This is a genomic window from Streptomyces sp. NPDC048191 (assembly GCF_040652655.1).
Classification (GTDB): domain Bacteria; phylum Actinomycetota; class Actinomycetes; order Streptomycetales; family Streptomycetaceae; genus Streptomyces.
On record NZ_JBEZMO010000001.1, the window covers coordinates 59,318 to 76,533 of the forward strand.

At 72.5% G+C, this 17,216-nt stretch carries 13 protein-coding genes and 3 tRNA genes; 8 read left to right on the forward strand and 8 right to left on the reverse strand.

The annotated features are described in order from the left end of the window. Positions 1-18: 18 nt before the first annotated feature. Genes purL through purS form a run of 3 tightly spaced genes read right to left on the reverse strand, consistent with a single transcriptional unit; the run spans position 19 to position 3,214 of the window. Entirely contained in the window at positions 19-2,277 is a 2,259-nt protein-coding gene (purL, locus tag AB0D93_RS00265; RefSeq protein ID WP_362110370.1) for a phosphoribosylformylglycinamidine synthase subunit PurL, read from the reverse strand. Further along, entirely contained in the window at positions 2,274-2,954 is a 681-nt protein-coding gene (gene purQ, locus AB0D93_RS00270; RefSeq protein ID WP_362110373.1) for a phosphoribosylformylglycinamidine synthase subunit PurQ, read from the reverse strand. Before purQ ends, purL begins: the two co-directional genes overlap by 4 nt. Beyond that, the gene (gene purS / locus AB0D93_RS00275) at positions 2,951-3,214 is read right to left on the reverse strand and encodes a phosphoribosylformylglycinamidine synthase subunit PurS (protein WP_015659417.1); all 264 of its coding nucleotides are present in this window, start codon (positions 3,212-3,214) and stop codon (positions 2,951-2,953) included. The genes purQ and purS overlap by 4 nt, the downstream gene beginning before the upstream one ends. A gap of 310 nt (positions 3,215-3,524) precedes the next feature. On the opposite strand from purS, the gene AB0D93_RS00280 reads away from it, so the two are divergent. The 8 genes from AB0D93_RS00280 to AB0D93_RS00315 all read left to right on the forward strand — a co-directional run bounded on the left by AB0D93_RS00280 (position 3,525) and on the right by AB0D93_RS00315 (position 8,184). Further along, the gene (locus AB0D93_RS00280) at positions 3,525-3,842 is read left to right on the forward strand and encodes an Lsr2 family protein (RefSeq protein WP_031164632.1); all 318 of its coding nucleotides are present in this window, start codon (positions 3,525-3,527) and stop codon (positions 3,840-3,842) included. Between the two features lie 214 nt (positions 3,843-4,056). After that, positions 4,057-4,128, forward strand: a tRNA-Gly gene (locus tag AB0D93_RS00285). Between the two features lie 79 nt (positions 4,129-4,207). After that, positions 4,208-4,280 (forward strand) — tRNA-Gly (locus AB0D93_RS00290). 138 nt (positions 4,281-4,418) lie between these two features. Continuing rightward, positions 4,419-5,351 carry an ABC transporter ATP-binding protein gene (locus AB0D93_RS00295; protein WP_362110376.1) on the forward strand — a complete coding sequence of 311 codons (933 nt, stop codon included), beginning with the start codon at positions 4,419-4,421 and terminating at the stop codon, positions 5,349-5,351. A gap of 77 nt (positions 5,352-5,428) precedes the next feature. Next, on the forward strand, positions 5,429-6,211 hold the full coding sequence (locus tag AB0D93_RS00300; protein ID WP_362110379.1) for an ABC transporter permease: 783 nt from the start codon (positions 5,429-5,431) through the stop codon (positions 6,209-6,211). A gap of 18 nt (positions 6,212-6,229) precedes the next feature. Then, positions 6,230-7,474: a histidine kinase gene (locus tag AB0D93_RS00305; RefSeq protein ID WP_362110382.1), complete on the forward strand. Its 1,245-nt coding sequence runs from the start codon at positions 6,230-6,232 to the stop codon at positions 7,472-7,474. Beyond that, on the forward strand, positions 7,471-8,085 hold the full coding sequence (locus tag AB0D93_RS00310; protein WP_362110385.1) for a response regulator transcription factor: 615 nt from the start codon (positions 7,471-7,473) through the stop codon (positions 8,083-8,085). Before AB0D93_RS00305 ends, AB0D93_RS00310 begins: the two co-directional genes overlap by 4 nt. Positions 8,086-8,108: 23 nt before the next feature. After that, positions 8,109-8,184 (forward strand) — tRNA-Gly (locus AB0D93_RS00315). A 33-nt stretch (positions 8,185-8,217) separates the two neighbouring features. On the opposite strand, the gene AB0D93_RS00320 is transcribed toward AB0D93_RS00315, so the two are convergent. From AB0D93_RS00320 to AB0D93_RS00340, 5 genes are all read right to left on the reverse strand, one after another. Further along, positions 8,218-9,117, reverse strand: a complete 900-nt coding sequence (locus AB0D93_RS00320; RefSeq protein ID WP_362110388.1) for a phosphoribosylaminoimidazolesuccinocarboxamide synthase — start codon at positions 9,115-9,117, stop codon at positions 8,218-8,220. A 102-nt stretch (positions 9,118-9,219) separates the two neighbouring features. Next, positions 9,220-10,716, reverse strand: coding sequence for a N,N-dimethylformamidase beta subunit family domain-containing protein (locus AB0D93_RS00325; RefSeq protein WP_362110391.1), 1,497 nt, complete (start codon positions 10,714-10,716; stop codon positions 9,220-9,222). Between the two features lie 199 nt (positions 10,717-10,915). Continuing rightward, positions 10,916-13,090 carry a hypothetical protein gene (locus tag AB0D93_RS00330; protein ID WP_362110394.1) on the reverse strand — a complete coding sequence of 725 codons (2,175 nt, stop codon included), beginning with the start codon at positions 13,088-13,090 and terminating at the stop codon, positions 10,916-10,918. Positions 13,091-13,355: 265 nt separating this feature from the next. Continuing rightward, a complete protein-coding gene (purD, locus tag AB0D93_RS00335; protein WP_362110397.1) occupies positions 13,356-14,618 on the reverse strand; it encodes a phosphoribosylamine--glycine ligase in 1,263 nt (420 codons plus the stop codon). Positions 14,619-14,751: 133 nt separating this feature from the next. Next, positions 14,752-17,169 carry a DNA polymerase III subunit gamma and tau gene (locus tag AB0D93_RS00340; protein ID WP_362110400.1) on the reverse strand — a complete coding sequence of 806 codons (2,418 nt, stop codon included), beginning with the start codon at positions 17,167-17,169 and terminating at the stop codon, positions 14,752-14,754. Positions 17,170-17,216: the final 47 nt, after the last annotated feature.

The window sequence follows — 17,216 nt, forward strand, 5'->3', positions numbered from 1 at the left end:
GCCGTCGACGCGGGCCGGTCAGCCGAGCAGCGCCGGAATGGTCTCCTCGTGGAGCTTCCGCAGCTCCTCCAGGCCGAGCGCGAACTCGCCCTGGACCTCCACGGAGTCGCCGTCCACGACACCGATGCGGGTGGCCGGCAGGCCCCGCGCACCGCACATGTCGGTGAAGCGGACCTCCTCCGAGCGCGGCACGGCGACGACGGCGCGGCCGGCCGACTCGGAGAACAGGAAGGTGAACGCGTCCAGGCCGTCCGGTACGACCAGCCGGGCGCCCTTGCCGCCGAGCAGCGCGGACTCCACGACCGCCTGCACCAGGCCGCCGTCGGACAGGTCGTGCGCGGAGTCGATCATGCCGTCGCGGGAGGCGGAGATCAGGATCTCGGCCAGCAGCCGCTCGCGCTCCAGGTCCACCTGCGGGGGGAGACCGCCGAGGTGGTCGTGGACCACCTGGGACCAGGCCGAGCCGCCGAACTCCTCACGCGTGTCGCCGAGGAGATAGAGCAGCTGGCCCTCCTCCTGGAAGGCGACCGGGGTGCGGCGCGCGACGTCGTCGATGACGCCGAGGACCGCGACCACCGGGGTCGGGTGGATGGCCGCCTCGCCCGTCTGGTTGTAGAGCGAGACGTTGCCGCCGGTCACCGGGGTGCCCAGCTGCTGACAGGCGTCCGCCAGACCGCGCACGGCCTCCGCGAACTGCCACATCACGGCCGGGTCCTCGGGCGAGCCGAAGTTCAGGCAGTCGGAGACCGCGAGCGGCTTGGCACCGGTGGTGGCCACGTTGCGGTACGCCTCCGCCAGGGCCAGCTGCGCGCCCGTGTACGGGTCGAGCTTGGCGTAGCGGCCGTTGCCGTCCGTCGCGATGGCGACACCGAGGCCGGTCTCCTCGTCCACGCGGATCATGCCGGAGTCCTCCGGCTGCGCGAGGACGGTGTTGCCCTGCACGAGGTGGTCGTACTGCTGGGTGATCCACTTCTTGGAGGCCTGGTTCGGGGACCCGACCAGCTTGCGGACCTGGTCCTTCAGCTCCTCGGAAGTGGCCGGCCGCGGCAGCTTGCCCGCGTCGTCGGCCTGGAGGGCGTCCTGCCAGTCGGGGCGGGCGTACGGGCGCTCGTACGTCGGGCCCTCGTGGGCGACCGTGCGCGGGTCGACGTCCACGATCTTCCCGCCGTGCCAGAAGATCTCCAGACGGTCGCCGTCGGTCACCTCACCGATGACGGTGGCGATGACGTCCCACTTCGCGCAGATCTCCAGGAAGCGGTCGACCTTCTCCGGCTCCACGACCGCGCACATGCGTTCCTGCGACTCGCTCATGAGGATCTCCTCGGGCGAGAGCGTGGAGTCGCGCAGCGGAACGTCGTCCAGGGTGACGCGCATGCCGCCGGAGCCGTTCGAGGCGAGCTCGGAGGTGGCACACGACAGACCGGCGGCACCCAGGTCCTGGATACCGACGACCAGCTTCTCCCGGAAGGCCTCCAGGGTGCACTCGATGAGGAGCTTCTCCTGGAAGGGGTCGCCGACCTGGACGGCGGGCCGCTTGGAGGGCTTGGCGTCGTCGAAGGTCTCGGACGCGAGGATCGAGGCACCACCGATGCCGTCACCGCCGGTCCGGGCGCCGTACAGGATGACCTTGTTGCCGGCGCCGGAGGCCTTGGCGAGGTGGATGTCCTCGTGCCGCATCACACCGATGGCACCGGCGTTGACCAGCGGGTTGCCCTGGTAGCAGGCGTCGAAGACGACCTCGCCGCCGATGTTGGGCAGACCCAGGCAGTTGCCGTAGCCGCCGATGCCGGCGACCACGCCCGGCAGGACGCGCTTGGTGTCGGGGTGGTCGGCGGCGCCGAAGCGCAGCGGGTCCACCACGGCGACCGGGCGGGCACCCATCGCGATGATGTCGCGGACGATGCCGCCGACACCCGTGGCCGCGCCCTGGTAGGGCTCGACGTAGGAGGGGTGGTTGTGCGACTCGACCTTGAAGGTCACGGCGTAACCCTGGCCGACGTCCACCACGCCCGCGTTCTCGCCGATGCCGACGAGCAGCGCGTCGCTCTGCGGGGCCTTCTCGCCGAACTGGCGGAGGTGAACCTTGGAGGACTTGTACGAGCAGTGCTCGGACCACATGACGGAGTACATGGCGAGCTCGGCACCAGTGGGCCGGCGGCCGAGGATCTCGACCACGCGCTCGTACTCGTCCTTCTTCAGGCCGAGTTCGGCCCAGGGCAGCTCGACGTCGGGGGTCGCGGCCGCGTGCTCGACCGTGTCCAGAGGCGTCCGGCTCATGCGCCCACCAGCTTCTTGAGGATCGAGGTGAAGAAGGGGAGCCCGTCGGTACGGCCCGTACCGACCAGCGGCTCCACGGCGTGCTCGGGGTGCGGCATCAGGCCGACGACGTTGCCGGCCTCGTTGGTGATGCCGGCGATGTCGTTGAGCGAGCCGTTCGGGTTGAAGTCGAGGTACCGGAAGGCCACGCGGCCCTCGGCCTCCAGCTTGTCCAGCGTGTACCGGTCGGCGACGTACCGGCCGTCCATGTTCTTCAGCGGGATGTGGATCTCCTGGCCCGCGCGGTAGTCGGCGGTCCAGGCGGTCTCCGCGTTCTCCACCCGCAGCTTCTGGTCGCGGCAGATGAAGTGGAGGTGGTCGTTGCCGAGCATCCCGCCCGGGAGGAGGTGGGCCTCGGTGAGGATCTGGAAGCCGTTGCAGATGCCGAGGACCGGAAGGCCGGCCTTCGCCTGCTCGATCACGGACTCCATCACCGGCGAGAACCGGGAGATGGCACCGGCGCGCAGATAGTCGCCGTAGGAGAAACCGCCGGGCAGGACCACGGCGTCGACCTGCTTGAGGTCCTTGTCCTTGTGCCACAGGGCAACCGGTTCGGCGCCCGCGAGACGGATCGCGCGCTGGGCATCCTGGTCGTCGAGGCTGCCCGGGAAAGTGACGACGCCAATACGAGCGGTCACTTGGCCGCCTCCGCGACTTCTTCGACCTTGACGGTGAAGTCCTCGATCACGGTGTTGGCGAGGAAGGATTCCGCAAGATCGTGGATGCGGGCGAGCGCGGCCTCGTCGACCGGCCCGTCAACTTCCAGTTCGAATCGCTTTCCCTGGCGGACGTCCGAGATCCCTTCGAAACCCAGACGCGGCAGCGCACGCTGGACCGCCTGGCCCTGGGGGTCGAGGATCTCCGGCTTGAGCATGACGTCGACTACGACGCGTGCCACTGGCACTCCCGGTGTGTGGTGCTGAGCAGGTTCCTTCAGACTACCCGCACAAAATTTCTACGCGAGTAGAGTTGTAGGAAACTACGTGAGGCGCATCACGATCGGGTGTCGGAGCGGTACCTCCGTGAAAAGTTCTGGGAAAGTTCCACAGTCCGTCCCGTTCACCTATTGTCTTCGGACACGCGGACGGATTTAGTCGGGCTTCACTTTGCATTGCCGGGCACTGTACAAATGAATTGGCAATAGCCGATACTCGGCACGTCATCGCCGTTGAGCTGTATCGACGTGCCGCACGAAGGGACCGATATTCGTGGCGCAAAAGGTCGTGGTCACGCTCTTTGACGACATCGACGGCTCGGAAGCGGCGGAAACGATCGCCTTCGGACTCGACGGCAAGTCGTACGAGATCGACCTGAACGAAACCAACGCCAAGAAACTGCGCAAGGCACTCGCGCCCTACGTCGAGGCCGGCCGCAAGCGGTCGCGGTCCGGCAAGGCGTACAAGCAGACGGAGGTCGCCCCCGACCCGGCGGCCGTCCGCGCCTGGGCCCAGGCCAACAAGATGGACGTCCCGGCCCGCGGACGCATCCCCAAGAAGGTCTACGAGGCGTTCAGCGCCGCGCAGTGAGGCGCGCCGGCAGCCGTGCGAGCGGCCGGCCTCATGAGCCCGCGAAGGGGCAGTCCTCAGGGTCCGTCAGCGGACCCTGAGGGCCGCGCACTTGGCCGGCGGCGGTCTGCGGCGGGTCATGCGGGGAGCCGACTTGCGCTACCCCCCTGTTGATCAGCTAATGTCTGGGACACGCCGAGGGGCGAGACCGAAAGGCCGGAACCCCGAGGACCGTGCGGGTGTAGTTCAGTAGCAGAACATCCCCCTTCCAGGGGGAAGGCGCAGTGTGCGATTCCTGTCACCCGCTCTGGCACCGGTCACGACCACTCTTGTGGATCAGGTAGGCTGGTGCTCGCACCGATCGGTGGGAGCCGGTCGGGAGCAGTGCGGACGTAGCTCAGTTGGTAGAGCGCAACCTTGCCAAGGTTGAGGTCGCGAGTTCGAGCCTCGTCGTCCGCTCGGGAAAGAGACCCCGGTCCACTGGACCGGGGTCTCTTCGTTGTCCGCTCCCACCCGTTCCCGCTCACTGACATTTGTCATGGCGAGCGATGACACCGCGCACTGCCGACCCGGTCCGGCCGACGGGACGCTGGCCGCATGGTTATCGACGAGCGCGTGATCGAGGTCACCGATCTCAAACGTGTCTACGGGGGCGGGTTCGAGGCCGTACGCGGAATCACCTTCTCGGTGGCACGCGGGGAGATCTTCGCCCTGCTCGGCACCAACGGCGCCGGCAAGACATCGACGGTCGAACTGCTGGAGGGCCTCGCCGCACCGGCCGACGGGCGGATCCGCGTCCTCGGCCACGACCCCTACCGCGAACGGGCCGCCGTACGGCCCCGCACCGGCGTGATGCTGCAGGAAGGCGGCTTTCCGGCCGAGCTGACCGTCGCCGAGACCGCCCGGATGTGGGCGGGGTGCACCAGCGGGGCGCGGCCGGAGGGCGAAGTGCTGGGGATGGTGGGGCTCGCGGACAAGCACGCGGTGCGGGTCAAGCAGCTGTCCGGCGGGGAACGCAGACGGCTGGACCTCGGGCTCGCCCTGCTCGGCGACCCCGAGGTGCTCTTCCTCGACGAGCCGACGGCCGGGCTCGACGCCGAAGGCCGCCGGGACACCTGGGAGTTGGTGCGCGCACTGCGCGACGCGGGCACGACCGTGCTGCTCACCACGCACTATCTGGAGGAGGCCCAGGGCCTCGCCGACCGGCTCGCCATCCTGCACGAGGGCCGGATCGCCGCCTCCGGAACCCCGGCCGAGGTCACCGCCGGCCGGCCCTCCCGGATGTCCTTCGAACTGCCCGAGGGCTACTTCCTCGGCGATCTGCCGCCCCTGGCCGACCTCGGTGTCTGCGAGCACGACATCGACGGCAGGGTCGTACGGCTGCGCACGACCCGGTTGCAGCGCACCGCGACCGCGGTACTGACCTGGGCCGAGCGCGCCGGTGTCGAACTGACCGGCCTGGACGTGCGCTCCGCCTCACTGGAGGAGGCGTTCCTCGGGATCGCGCGGGAGCGGGAGGAGGCCGCATGAACGGGACTGGAGAGATGAGCAGGGCTGAAGTGAGGACTGAGGGACTCGGGGTCAGTGGGGTTCGGGGTGTCGGGCGCGTGGCGGGCAGTGGTCGCCGGACGGGGGCCCGGCGGCGGCTGGCGGCGTTGGGGCGGGCGGAGCTCGCTCTGCTCGGCCGCAACCGCGGGGTCGTGTTCACCGCGCTGGCCGTGCCGCTGCTGCTGCCCTTCAGTGTGCGGCCGGCCCTCGACCAGCTGGACCTGAAGAAGCAGGGGCTGACCGTCGGCAGCACCCTGCTGACGGCCGCGATCGGCTTCTCCTTCCTCTTCGCGGTGTACACGTCCCTGGTCAACACCTATGTCGCCCGCCGCGAGGAACTCGTCCTCAAACGGCTGCGCACCGGCGAACTCTCCGACGCCGAGATCCTCACCGGCACCGCCCTGCCCGCCCTCGCCATCGGGCTCGCCCAGGCACTGGTGCTGTGCGCCGGGTGCGCGGCCCTGCTGCACACCGGCGCGCCCCGGGCGCCGTATCTGCTCCTGCCCGCGCTGGTGGCCGGTTACCTGGTCAGTGCCGCGCTCGCCGCGCTCACCGCGTCCTTCACCAGGACCGTGGAGAGCGGCCAGGTCACCGCGCTGCCGCTCATGGTCCTGTCGATGACGGGCTCCGGGATCACCGTCCCGACCGAGGTCCTGCCCGACAAACTGGCAGCCGTCTGCCAACTACTCCCGCTGTCCCCGGCGATCCGGCTCTTCCGCGGCGGCTGGACGGGCCAGTTGGGCACGGGCGAGACGCTCGGCGCCCTCGCGATCGCGTTGGCCTGGATCTTGCTGGCGGTGTTTGCTGTACAGCGGCGGTTCCGGTGGGAGCCGCGGCGCTGAGGGACGGGGGACGCGCGGATGACGGGGCGCATACGGCGGTGGCAGCAGCGGCACTGGGGGGAGCGCAGCAAGGCCGAGCGGGTCGAGCTGTTCAGCGTCGTCACCTGGCACGGCACGGTCTGGTTCATCATGGCCTGCTGGGTGCTGCTGCCGCTGCTCGGCGCGCTCGCCCACCGGCCCGTGGCGGCCGTCCTCGGAACCCTCCTCGCGCTCGTGGCGGTCGCGCAGTGCGTCCTCGCCAACCGGCTCACCAGGACCGTGCTCGACCACTACCTGGGCCGCGCCCAGCTGCCGGCCGGAGCTCGGCGGGCACCGGCCGTCCTGCTGGGGCTGGCCCTGGGACTGATCGTGGCGATCGCCGCACTGGACGCCGGGACCCCGATGCTGGTCCGGATGGCGCTCTCCGGCTGTCTGCTGCCGTTCGCGCTGCTCTACGGACTCACCGTCCCGGTCCGCGTGTTCCTGCGCCGGTCGGCGGTACTCACGGTCCTGCTCACGGTGACCGTCGGGATCGCCGATCACGACGGCATCGGCCTGGTCGGGACCGCCGTGGTGACCGCGTTCCAGGCGGTCTTCGCGCTGCTCGCCGGCCGCTGCGGCGCCTGGACCCTGGCCGTGCTGTGGGAGGCCGAACGCGCCCGCGAGGTCGAGGCGCGGCTCGCCGTCGTCGAGGAGCGGCTGCGGTTCGGGCGGGATCTGCACGACGTACTGGGGCGGAACCTGTCGGTGATCTCGCTCAAGAGCGAGCTGGCCGTGCAACTGGCCCGACGGGGGCGGCCGGAGGCCGTGGAGCAGATGATCGAGGTGCAGCGCGTCGCGCAGGAGTCCCAGCGGGAGGTACGGGCCGTCGTACGGGGCTACCGGGAGGCCGATCTCGGGGTCGAACTCGCGGGTGCGCAGGGGGTGTTGGCGGCCGCCGGGATCGACTGCGAGGTCCGCGCGGCGCCGGCGGCGCTGCCCGCCGGTGTGCAGTCCGCGCTCGGCTGGGTGGTGCGCGAGGCGACCACCAATGTGCTGCGGCACGCGGACGCGGGGCGCTGCACGCTGTGCCTGCGGGTGCTGGAGGGGTCGGTGGTGCTGACGGTGGAGAACGACGGGCTGGCCGGAACCCCCGACGGGGGTGGGGGTTCCGGGCTCGCCGGGCTGCGGGAGCGACTGGCGGCCGTCGACGGGACGTTGGAGGCGGGGGTGGCCGCAGGCGGCCGGTTCCGGGTGGTGGCCGAGGTGCCCCTGAAGCAGGAAGTGAGCGGAGTCACGTCATGAGCTCTCCGGTACGGCTGCTGCTCGCCGACGACGAGCATCTGATCCGGGGCGCGCTGGCCGCGCTGCTGTCGCTGGAGGACGATCTCCTCGTCGTCGCGGAGGCGGCCAGTGGGCCCGAGGCCCTCGCGATGGCGCGGGCCCATGAGCCCGATGTCGCCGTGCTCGACCTGCAGATGCCGGGCGCCGACGGTGTGAAGGTCGCCACATCCCTGCGTACCGAACTGCCGGGCTGCCAGGTACTGATCGTCACCGGTCATGGGCGGCCCGGCCACCTGAAGCGGGCGCTCGCGGCAGGTGTGCGCGGGTTCGTCCCGAAGACGGTCAGCGCCCAGCGGCTCGCCGAGATCATCCGGACCGTGCACGCCGGAAACCGTTACGTCGACCCCGAATTGGCCGCCGACGCGATCTCCGCCGGGGACTCCCCGCTGACCGCGCGGGAGGCCGAGGTGCTGGAGCTGGCGGCCGACGGGGCGCCGGTCGCGGAGATCGCCGAGCGGGCCGCGTTGTCCCCGGGGACCGTGCGGAACTACCTCTCCTCGGCCGTCACGAAGCTCGGCGCCGAGAACCGTCATACGGCGGTGCGTCTCGCACGCGAGCGAGGTTGGGTATAGTTGCTCTCGCGCCACGGCGCAACGCGGACGTAGCTCAGTTGGTAGAGCGCAACCTTGCCAAGGTTGAGGTCGCGAGTTCGAGCCTCGTCGTCCGCTCCAGCAAGGCCCCCGGTTCCCCGGGGGCCTTTTGCGTTACGCCCAGCTCATGCCCGTCAGCCGCTCGTACGCCTCCACGTACTTCTGCCGGGTCGCCCGGACGACCTCCTCGGGCAGCGCCGGCGGGGGCTGCTCGCTCCTGCGGTCCCAGCCGGACTCGGCGGACGTCAGCCAGTCCCGGACGAACTGCTTGTCGTACGACGGCTGCGCCCGGCCCGGCTCCCACCGGTCGGCCGGCCAGAAGCGGGAGGAGTCCGGGGTGAGGACCTCGTCGGCGAGGACGAGCGTGTCCCCGTCGAAGCCGAACTCGAACTTGGTGTCCGCCAGGATGATCCCGCGGTCCCGGGCGATGTCCCGGGCGCGGGAGTACACGGCGAGGGTGGCCTGGCGCAGCTGGGCGGCGGTCTCGGCGCCGACCTGGCGGGCGACCTGCTCGTAGGAGACGTTCTCGTCGTGCTCGCCGACCTCGGCCTTGGTGGCCGGGGTGAAGATCGGGCCGGGCAGTTCGGAGCCGTCGACGAGGCCTTCGGGGAGGGCGAGGCCGCAAACCGTGCGCGACTCGTTGTACTCCAGCAGGCCGGAGCCGGTGAGGTAGCCGCGGGCCACGCACTCGACCGGGACCATCTTCAGGGACTTGCAGACCAGCGTGCGGCCCGCCCAGTCGGCGGGGGCGCCCTCGGGCACCTCGGTACTGATCACGTGGTTGGGGGCCAGGTCGCGCAGCTGGTCGAACCACCACAGGGAGAGCTGGGTGAGGACCCGGCCCTTGTCGGGGATCTCGGTCGGCAGCACCCAGTCGTACGCGGACATGCGGTCGCTGGCGACCATCACGAGGTCGCCCGCCTCGTTCTGGTACAGCTCGCGCACCTTTCCGGTGTGCAGGTGCACCAAGCCCGGAACCTGGATCGGCTCGGGCTTTTCTACGAATCCGGACACGGTTCCTCCCCGTGGTTCTGTCCAATGACCTCGATTCTCCCTTATGGGGACGATCGGTTTCGGCCAGGGGCGGTGGTGGGTGCCGGCTGGGGGGCGCCGGGGTCAGTCGCGTTTGCAGATACGGTCCAGCAGGTTCGCCGTGGCCCGCTGGATGCGCGGGTCCACATGACCGGGCCGGTCCAGGGCCGGGGACCAGGCGAAGGTGCCCGAGGCGAAGACCCAGGCACCGGACGGGGCGCGGTAGAGGGAGGTCTCCTGGTGGCGCAGGGCGCCCTCGCTGTCGGTGTAGGGGGAGTGGGCGAGCAGGATGCGCTCCTCGTGCGCGGGCAGCGGGGTGCGCGGGAAGTAACGGTCGGCCTCGCCGGCGACCAGGCCCTCGATCTCGTCGCCCTCGTGCGCTCCGGTCGCCTCCCACAACCAGTGGCCGGCGTTGCGGACGATCAGGGGATGCGGCTCGGGCACCCGGCCCGCGTACTGGATGCCGACCAGTTCCTGCTCGGGCCGGTCGATCTCGCGCCACAGCACCGGCCTTCCCGGGCCCCTGCGCTTGCGGCAGGTCAGCAGCCGGTCCGGCACACCGGAGGGGGAGGGGCCCAACTCCACCTGCCAGTACATGGTGTTGGCGGAGAGGAAGACCAGCGAGGTGCCGCGGTCGCGGGCCTGCTCGACGGCCCGGCGCATCGGCACCGTCCAGTACTCGTCGTGCCCCGGGAAGACCAGGCCCCGGTAACGGCCCGGGTCGACACGGCCGGCGTGCAGGTCGCGGGCGTCGGCGTAGGCGAGGTCGTAGCCGTAGCGCTCGGCCCAGCGGATGAAGTCGTAGGCGTGGCCGACGTGCAGGGGCAGGCCGGCGCCCGCGTAGGGACGGTCGAAGGAGACCGTGGTGGCCGCGTCGGCCTCGCCGAGGAGGCGGCCCTTCTCGTCCCACGCGTGGTACAGGCTGGCGCCCGTACGGCCGTCCTCCGGATACAGGTTGTACGCCTGCCAGGTGATGTCGGGCAGCAGCAGGAGCAGGTCGGCGGGGTGGTCGTCGCGGACCGTGAAGGGCACGTGGGAGCGGTAGCCGTCGGCGGTGGTGAGGACGGCCACATAGGCCCCGATGGGCCACTGGGCGGGTACCTGGAGGCGCCAGGACAGCCACCAGTGGTGGCAGGAGACCGTGCGGTCGGCGGCCAGCGGCGGGGGCTGGACGATGCCGGACAGGCGGGGGCTGGTGGTGATCTTCGCGGCGCCGTCGCCGCCGTAGTGGCCGATCCGGTAGATGTCGACGCCGAACTCCTGGGGCGGGTCGACCGTGATGTGGAAGTCGATCGCCTCGCCGGGCGTGACCGCGCCGGTGGCGGTGAAGCCCTTGATCTGCCGGTGCACGTCGTCGGCCGAGCGGGGCCCGCTGCCGGCCGAGCGCGGCGCGGGCACCCGGCGCCGGTCTCCGGCGAGCGGTGGCGGGCTCGGGTCGACGTACCAGGGCACGACGTGACCGGTGTCGTCGAAGTAGGTCTCACTGCCGCGCAGCCAGGGCACCGGGCCCTGACCGAAGGGGTCCGTGACGGCGTGCGCGAGCGCTCCTGACTCCCAGCGTCGAATGTGGTCCGAGGCCATGGTCGCTCCCCTCCCTCAGCCCCCGTGTCGTCCTGTCTCGGTGGTGCTCGCGGTGCTCGGTGGTCGCGCAGTCCTCGACCGTGCTGTCGTATGTCGCACGCCCTTGCCAGGTGCGTGGTCGCTCCCAGCACATCACATAACGCACGGGCTCGGTCACTACTCGTTGCGAATTGACCTGAAGTGGAAGACAGGGCTCCCGTTAGACCAGCCGTACCGGCTTCTCGGGGCGTATCCCGGACGCGGCCAGCCAGTCGCGCAGCGGGCCCGGGTCTCCCTCCTCGATCAGGCTGAGCACCCGGGGCGTGAGGTCGGCCGCCCGCTCGCCGCCCAGCAGCAGGGAGGGGCCGTCCAGCCAGTCCAGGGCGGGGACCGCGTCGGCGGTGTCGACGGCCGCGCAGCACACCATCGCCGTGACGTGGTCGGTGAGCAGGTCGCGGGCCGTGCGCGGGGGCTGCAGCGGGAAGAGCGGCAGACCGCCGTCGTCCCACAGGGCGCTCTCGGGACTCTGGCCGGTTGCCGTCGCCCCGCTCCCGGGCGCGCCGGCCTCCTCCCGGGCCAGCTCGGCGCTCAGGCCGGCGGCGAGGGCGGCACTGCGCTCCGGGCGCGGGTAGTCGTCGGCGGGTTCAACGCCGGCCTCACGGATCGCCTGCGGCACATCGGCACGGACGGCTTCCGCCCCGGCCTCACGGCTTGACTTCGATGCCTCAGCGCGGACGGCTTCCGCCCCAGCCTCACGGGTTGACTGCGGCGCCTCAGCGCAGAGGGCGTCCGCCCCGTCCTCACGGGTCGACTGCGGCACATCGGCACGGACGGCTTCCGCCCCAGCCTCGCGGGTTGGCTGCGGCGCCTCAGCGCGGACGGCTTCCGCCCCAGCCTCACGGGTCCCCTGCGGCGCCCCGGCGCGGACGGCATCCGCCCCAGCCTCACGGCTTGACTGCGGCGCCTCAGCGCCGGAGGCGTCCGCCCCGGCTTCGGCGTCGGTGGGGGTGTCGCTCCCGCTCGCACCGCCCGGGCGGCTTTCGTCGCCGGGTGCGCATGCCCCCTGTGTGGTGTTCTCGCCGTCGGCGGCTCGCGGGTGCTGCTGCGCGGGGTTCGTGCCCGGCTCGGTCAGGTGGTCCAGGACTCGGGCCAGGGTGGGGCCGCCGGGGTCGGGGGCGGAAGGGTCGAGGCAGGGACGGACGCCGAGGGAGTCCAGGACGCGGTGCAGCCTGGCCGCGTCGGCGCGCCAGGTGCGGTCCACGACCTCCTCCGGATACGCCTGCCAGTCCACCGGGGCCCAGTCCGGGCCGGACTCCGCGGGGCCGCCGTGGAAGAGACGCGCGGCGAGCAGCGAGACCGCCTCGTCGACCGCGCCGGGCTCCTCCAGCAGGTCACAGGCGGGGCGCTCACCCAGCCGTGAGGTGAAGCCCTCGGCCAGGCGGTCGCGCCGGGACAGCTCGGTGAGCGCCGACACCACGCCCGCGTCCAGCCCGGAGGGCCAGCGGCCCATGCGCCAGGCGGGCACCGCGACCCGGGTCAGCAACCGGTCCCAGCCTGCGTAGGCGAGGCCGACCTGCTCCTGGGCGACGATCCGCAGGCCGTAGTCCACGGCCTGGGCGCGCTCGGCCGCCGCCGCGGCGACCCCGCGCTCCATCTGCGTCGCGTGCTCCCGGCAGCCGCGCAGCAGCAGCCGGGCCACCCAGCCGAGAGCCGCGCAGACCCCGCGGGTCAGCGGGCAGCGGCCCGGTGTCGCGGCGACCGCGACCGCCGCGTCCAGGCCCCGCACAAAGCGCCGGGCGGCGGCTATGTCCGGGTGCGCCGAAGGGCCCGTACCGGCGATGACCGGGGCGAGGACCGCGCGCAGCTCGCCGACCCGCATCCACCACAGGAACGGGGAGCCGATGACGAGCACCGGCGCGGCGGGCGCGCGACGGCGGCCCGGGCCGGCCAGCTCGTCGGACGCGGGGCGTGGGGGCGGGCCGTGGGCCGAGTGCGTGCGGTCCTCCAGCCAGCTGTCGCAGTCCGGGGTGACGGCTATGGCCGAGGGGATCGGCACGTCCAGACGGTCGGCGAGGTCGCGCACCATCCGGTACAGGTCCGGGGCGGACTCCTCGGGGATCGGCACCGTCGGGCTGATGGCGGGCCGGGAGCGGGCCACGACCAGGGAGATGCCCACGGCGGCCAGCAGCACCAGCACCGCGAACCCGCCCACGACCCAGCGGGCCAGGTCCCAGCCCCGGCCGACGAAGTGGCCGGTGGAACCGCCCGTCAGCAGGATCACCGAGGCGGCCGCGGGCAGCAGGGCCACGGCCAGCGCCCGGCCCCGGACCCGCAGTACTGCGAGGGCCCGGGAGCGCGCGGCCTGCGCACCCGCCTCCGCACCGATTCCGCTCACGTGCCGACCTCACCCCCTTGCCGCCGATGCAGTGCTGTCCTGGTGGTGCTCACTCCCCCACTGTGGCACCCGCGACTGACATCGCAATGCCGGTGGGCCAAGTGCCGGAACGCTTGCGCGGCACCCTAGTTGGGGCCCCGGCCCCCGTCAGCCGTATGGGCGATCGGCTCACTCGATGGAATGGCTTTGGTCAGAGGTGGGTGACAGACAGCAAGGCGCAGGCCCCGGATCGGGGATCCGGGGCCTGCGTCGGGAGGAGGGCAGGTCAGGCGCCTGCCGCCTGCGCCGCGGCCCGCGCGGCGATGTCGGTGCGGTGCTGGGAGCCGTCCAGCCGGATCCGGCCCACCGCCCGGTACGCCCGCTCGCGCGCCTCGGTCAGGTCGGCGCCGGTCGCGGTGACGGACAGCACACGTCCGCCCGCGCTGACGACGGCCTCGCCGTCCCGCCTGGTCCCGGCGTGCAGCACGTACGCGTGCGGGGCGTCCTCGGCCGCGACCTCGTCCAGACCGGAGATCGGGTCGCCGGTGCGGGGGGTGGCGGGGTAGTTGTGCGAGGCGACGACGACGGTGACGGCCGCGTCCTCGCTCCAGCGCAGGGGCGGCAGATCGGCGAGGTTGCCGGTGGCCGCGGCCATCAGGAGACCCGCCAGCGGGGTCTTCAGCCGGGCCAGCACGACCTGGGTCTCGGGGTCGCCGAAGCGGGCGTTGAACTCGATCACCCGGACACCGCGGCTCGTGATCGCCAGGCCCGCGTAGAGCAGACCGGAGAAGGGGGTGCCGCGCCGGCGCAGCTCGTCGACGGTCGGCTGCAGGACCGTCTGCAGCACCTCGTCGACCAGCTTCGGCTCGGCCCACGGCAGCGGCGAGTACGCGCCCATGCCACCGGTGTTCGGGCCCTCGTCGCCGTCCAGGGCGCGCTTGAAGTCCTGGGCGGGCTGCAGCGGTACGACCGTCTCCCCGTCGGTGATCGCGAAGAGGGAGACCTCGGGACCGTCGAGGAACTCCTCGATGACGACCCGGTCGCAGCCGGCGGCGTGCGCCTTGGCCTCGTCGAGGTCCTCGGTGACGACGACACCCTTGCCCGCGGCGAGGCCGTCGTCCTTGACGACGTAGGGGGCGCCGAAGGCGTCGAGGGCCTCGGCCACCTCCTCGGCGCTGCCGCAGACGTAGGAGCGGGCGGTCGGCACCGCGGCCGTCGCCATCACGTCCTTGGCGAAGGCCTTGGAGCCCTCCAGCTGCGCGGCCTCCTTCGAGGGGCCGAACACCGGGATGCCCGCCGCGCGGACGGCGTCGGCCACGCCGGCGACCAGCGGGGCCTCCGGGCCGACGACGACCAGGTCGGCACCGAGGCCGACGGCCAGCTCGGCGACCGCCTTGCCGTCGAGCGCGTCGACCGGGTGCAGCTCGGCGACCTCGGCGATGCCGGCGTTGCCGGGGGCGCAGTACAGCGCGGTGACGTCGGGATCGAGGGACAGGGAGCGGCACAGGGCGTGTTCGCGGGCGCCGCTGCCGATGACGAGGACCTTCACGGGGTCAGCCTAATGGCAAGGTCGCCGAAGGTTGGGGGGCGGGTTTGTTGGGGTTTCCTACAAGAGCCGAGAAGCGAAGGGGTTGCCGTGAAGCGGCACGGGTGCTGTGAGGCAGGGGTGCGGCGGGACCGCCCTACTCGTTGGAGAACTCCTCCACCACCGTCGCGCCCAGTTCCCGCACGATCAGCTCGTGACCCGAGAGGGCCGACTCGTCGAGGTCCGGGTCGTCGTCCTCGGGAATGTCGTCCTCGGGGGCGACCGGGACCGGCTCCGGGGCGGCCGGGGGCTGGTGGGCCGGGGCCGGGGCGGACGCGGTGGCCGCCGGGCCGGGCCGCGCGGACGCGGGGGCCTGCGGGGCGGGCTGGGCAGCCGCGGGGCGGGGGGCGGCCGGGGCGCCGTAGCCACCGGAGCCCGCGGCGGGAGCGCTGCCGTAGCCGCCTCCGCCGCCGAAGCCCGGGCCCCCGGAGGACGAGGGTGCGGAGCCGCCGCCGGACGGGTCGACGACCGCCTCGATCTTCCACTGCACGTTGAACTGCTCGGCCAGCGCCGCCCGCAGCACGTCCTCGCTGCCGCTGCCGGCGAAGTTGTCGCGCGCGCCGGCGTTGACGAAGCCGAGCTGCAGGGTGGTGCCGTCGAAACCGGTCACCTGGGCGTTCTGGCTGAGCAGGATCCAGGTGAAGCGGCGGCGGTTCTTGACGGCCTCCAGGATGTTCGGCCAGAGCGTGCGGGGGTCGAGGCCACCGGCGGCACCGGGGGCGGGCGGTGCCGGCGGCGCAGGGGAGGCCGGGGGCTGCTGCTGGGCGGCCGGGGGGCGGCCCGGGGCGGCCTGGCCCTGCGGTGCGCCGCCCGCCGGTGCGCCACCGCCCGCCGGTGCCGCGGCCGAGGGCCAGCCACCGGGGCGCCGGCCGCTTCCGGCAACGGCAGCGGTGGGCCAGGCGCCGGGTGCGGCGGGAGCCGGGGCGGAAGGACCGGCGGGACCGGCGGAGGCCGCCGAAGGCTGCGCCGGGGCCTGGGCGGCGGCGGGCGCGGGGGTCTCCGGGGTGGCCGGAGGCGCCGCTGCCGGGGCAGGCGCGGGGGTGGCGGGAGTGGGTGGTGCGGCGGGGCTGGTCGTGGCCGCCGGGGTCGTTGATGCGGGGGCAGGGGCGGGCGCGGGGGCGGCTGGAGCCGGACCACCGACACCCGGGCCGGGGGCACCCGGACCGCCGGGCACGCCGACACCCGGACCGCCGGGCACGCCGGCACCCGGACCGCCCGGGCCCGGACCGTTCGACGCGCGTACGGCCGCTCGGGCCGCCGCCGGGCCGCCGCCGGGGGATACGGGGGCGCCGCCGGTGTGGGCCTCGGGGCCGGGGACGTACCCCATGGCGGGCGCGTTGCCGCCGCCCGAGAAGCTGACGCCGCGTTCGAGGCGGTCGAGGCGGGCCATGACCGACCGCTCGTCCCCGTAGGCGGCGGGGAGCAGCACGCGGGCGCAGATCAGTTCCAGCTGGAGGCGGGGCGAGGTGGCGCCGCGCATCTCCGTCAGGCCCTCGTTGACGAGGTCGGCGGCACGGCTCAGCTCGGCGGCGCCGAACGTGGCGGTCTGGGCCTGCATGCGCTCCAGGACGTCGGCCGGGGCGTCGAGGAGCCCCTTGTCCACCGCGTCCGGAACGGCGGCGAGGATCACCAGGTCGCGCAGCCGCTCCAACAGGTCGGCGACGAAGCGGCGCGGGTCGTTGCCGCCCTCGACGACACGGTCGACGACCTCGAAGGCGGCGGCCCCGTCACCGGTGGCGAAGGCCTCCACGACGGAGTCGAGAAGAGAGCCGTCGGTGTAACCGAGGAGGGAGGTGGCCATGGCATACGTCACACCCTCCGCTCCGGCACCGGCGAGCAGCTGGTCCATGACGGACATCGAGTCACGCACGGAGCCCGCGCCGGCGCGCACGACGAGCGGGAGCACGCCGTCCTCGACCGGGATGTCCTCCTTCTGGCACACCTCGGCGAGGTAGTCCCGCAGGGTGCCGGGCGGCACGAGCCGGAAGGGGTAGTGGTGGGTCCGGGACCGGATGGTGCCGATGACCTTCTCGGGCTCGGTCGTGGCGAAGATGAACTTCAGGTGCTCCGGCGGCTCCTCGACGACCTTCAGCAGCGCGTTGAAGCCGGCCGACGTGACCATGTGGGCCTCGTCGATGATGTAGATCTTGTACCGGCTGCTCGCGGGGCCGAAGAACGCCTTCTCGCGCAGCTCACGGGCGTCGTCCACACCACCGTGCGAGGCCGCGTCGATCTCGATGACGTCGATCGAACCCGGGCCGTTGCGCGCGAGGTCCCGACAGGACTGGCACTCCCCGCAGGGGGTCGGAGTGGGACCTTGCTCACAGTTGAGGCAGCGGGCGAGGATGCGCGCGCTGGTCGTCTTGCCGCAGCCGCGCGGACCACTGAACAGGTACGCGTGATTGACCCGGTTGTTCCGCAGCGCCTGCTGCAGCGGGTCGGTGACATGCTCCTGCCCGATGACCTCGGCAAAGGTCTCCGGGCGATAGCGGCGGTACAGCGCGAGAGACGACACGCATACGAGGTTATAGGCGCCCACTGACAACTGGTCCCGGCCAAGGA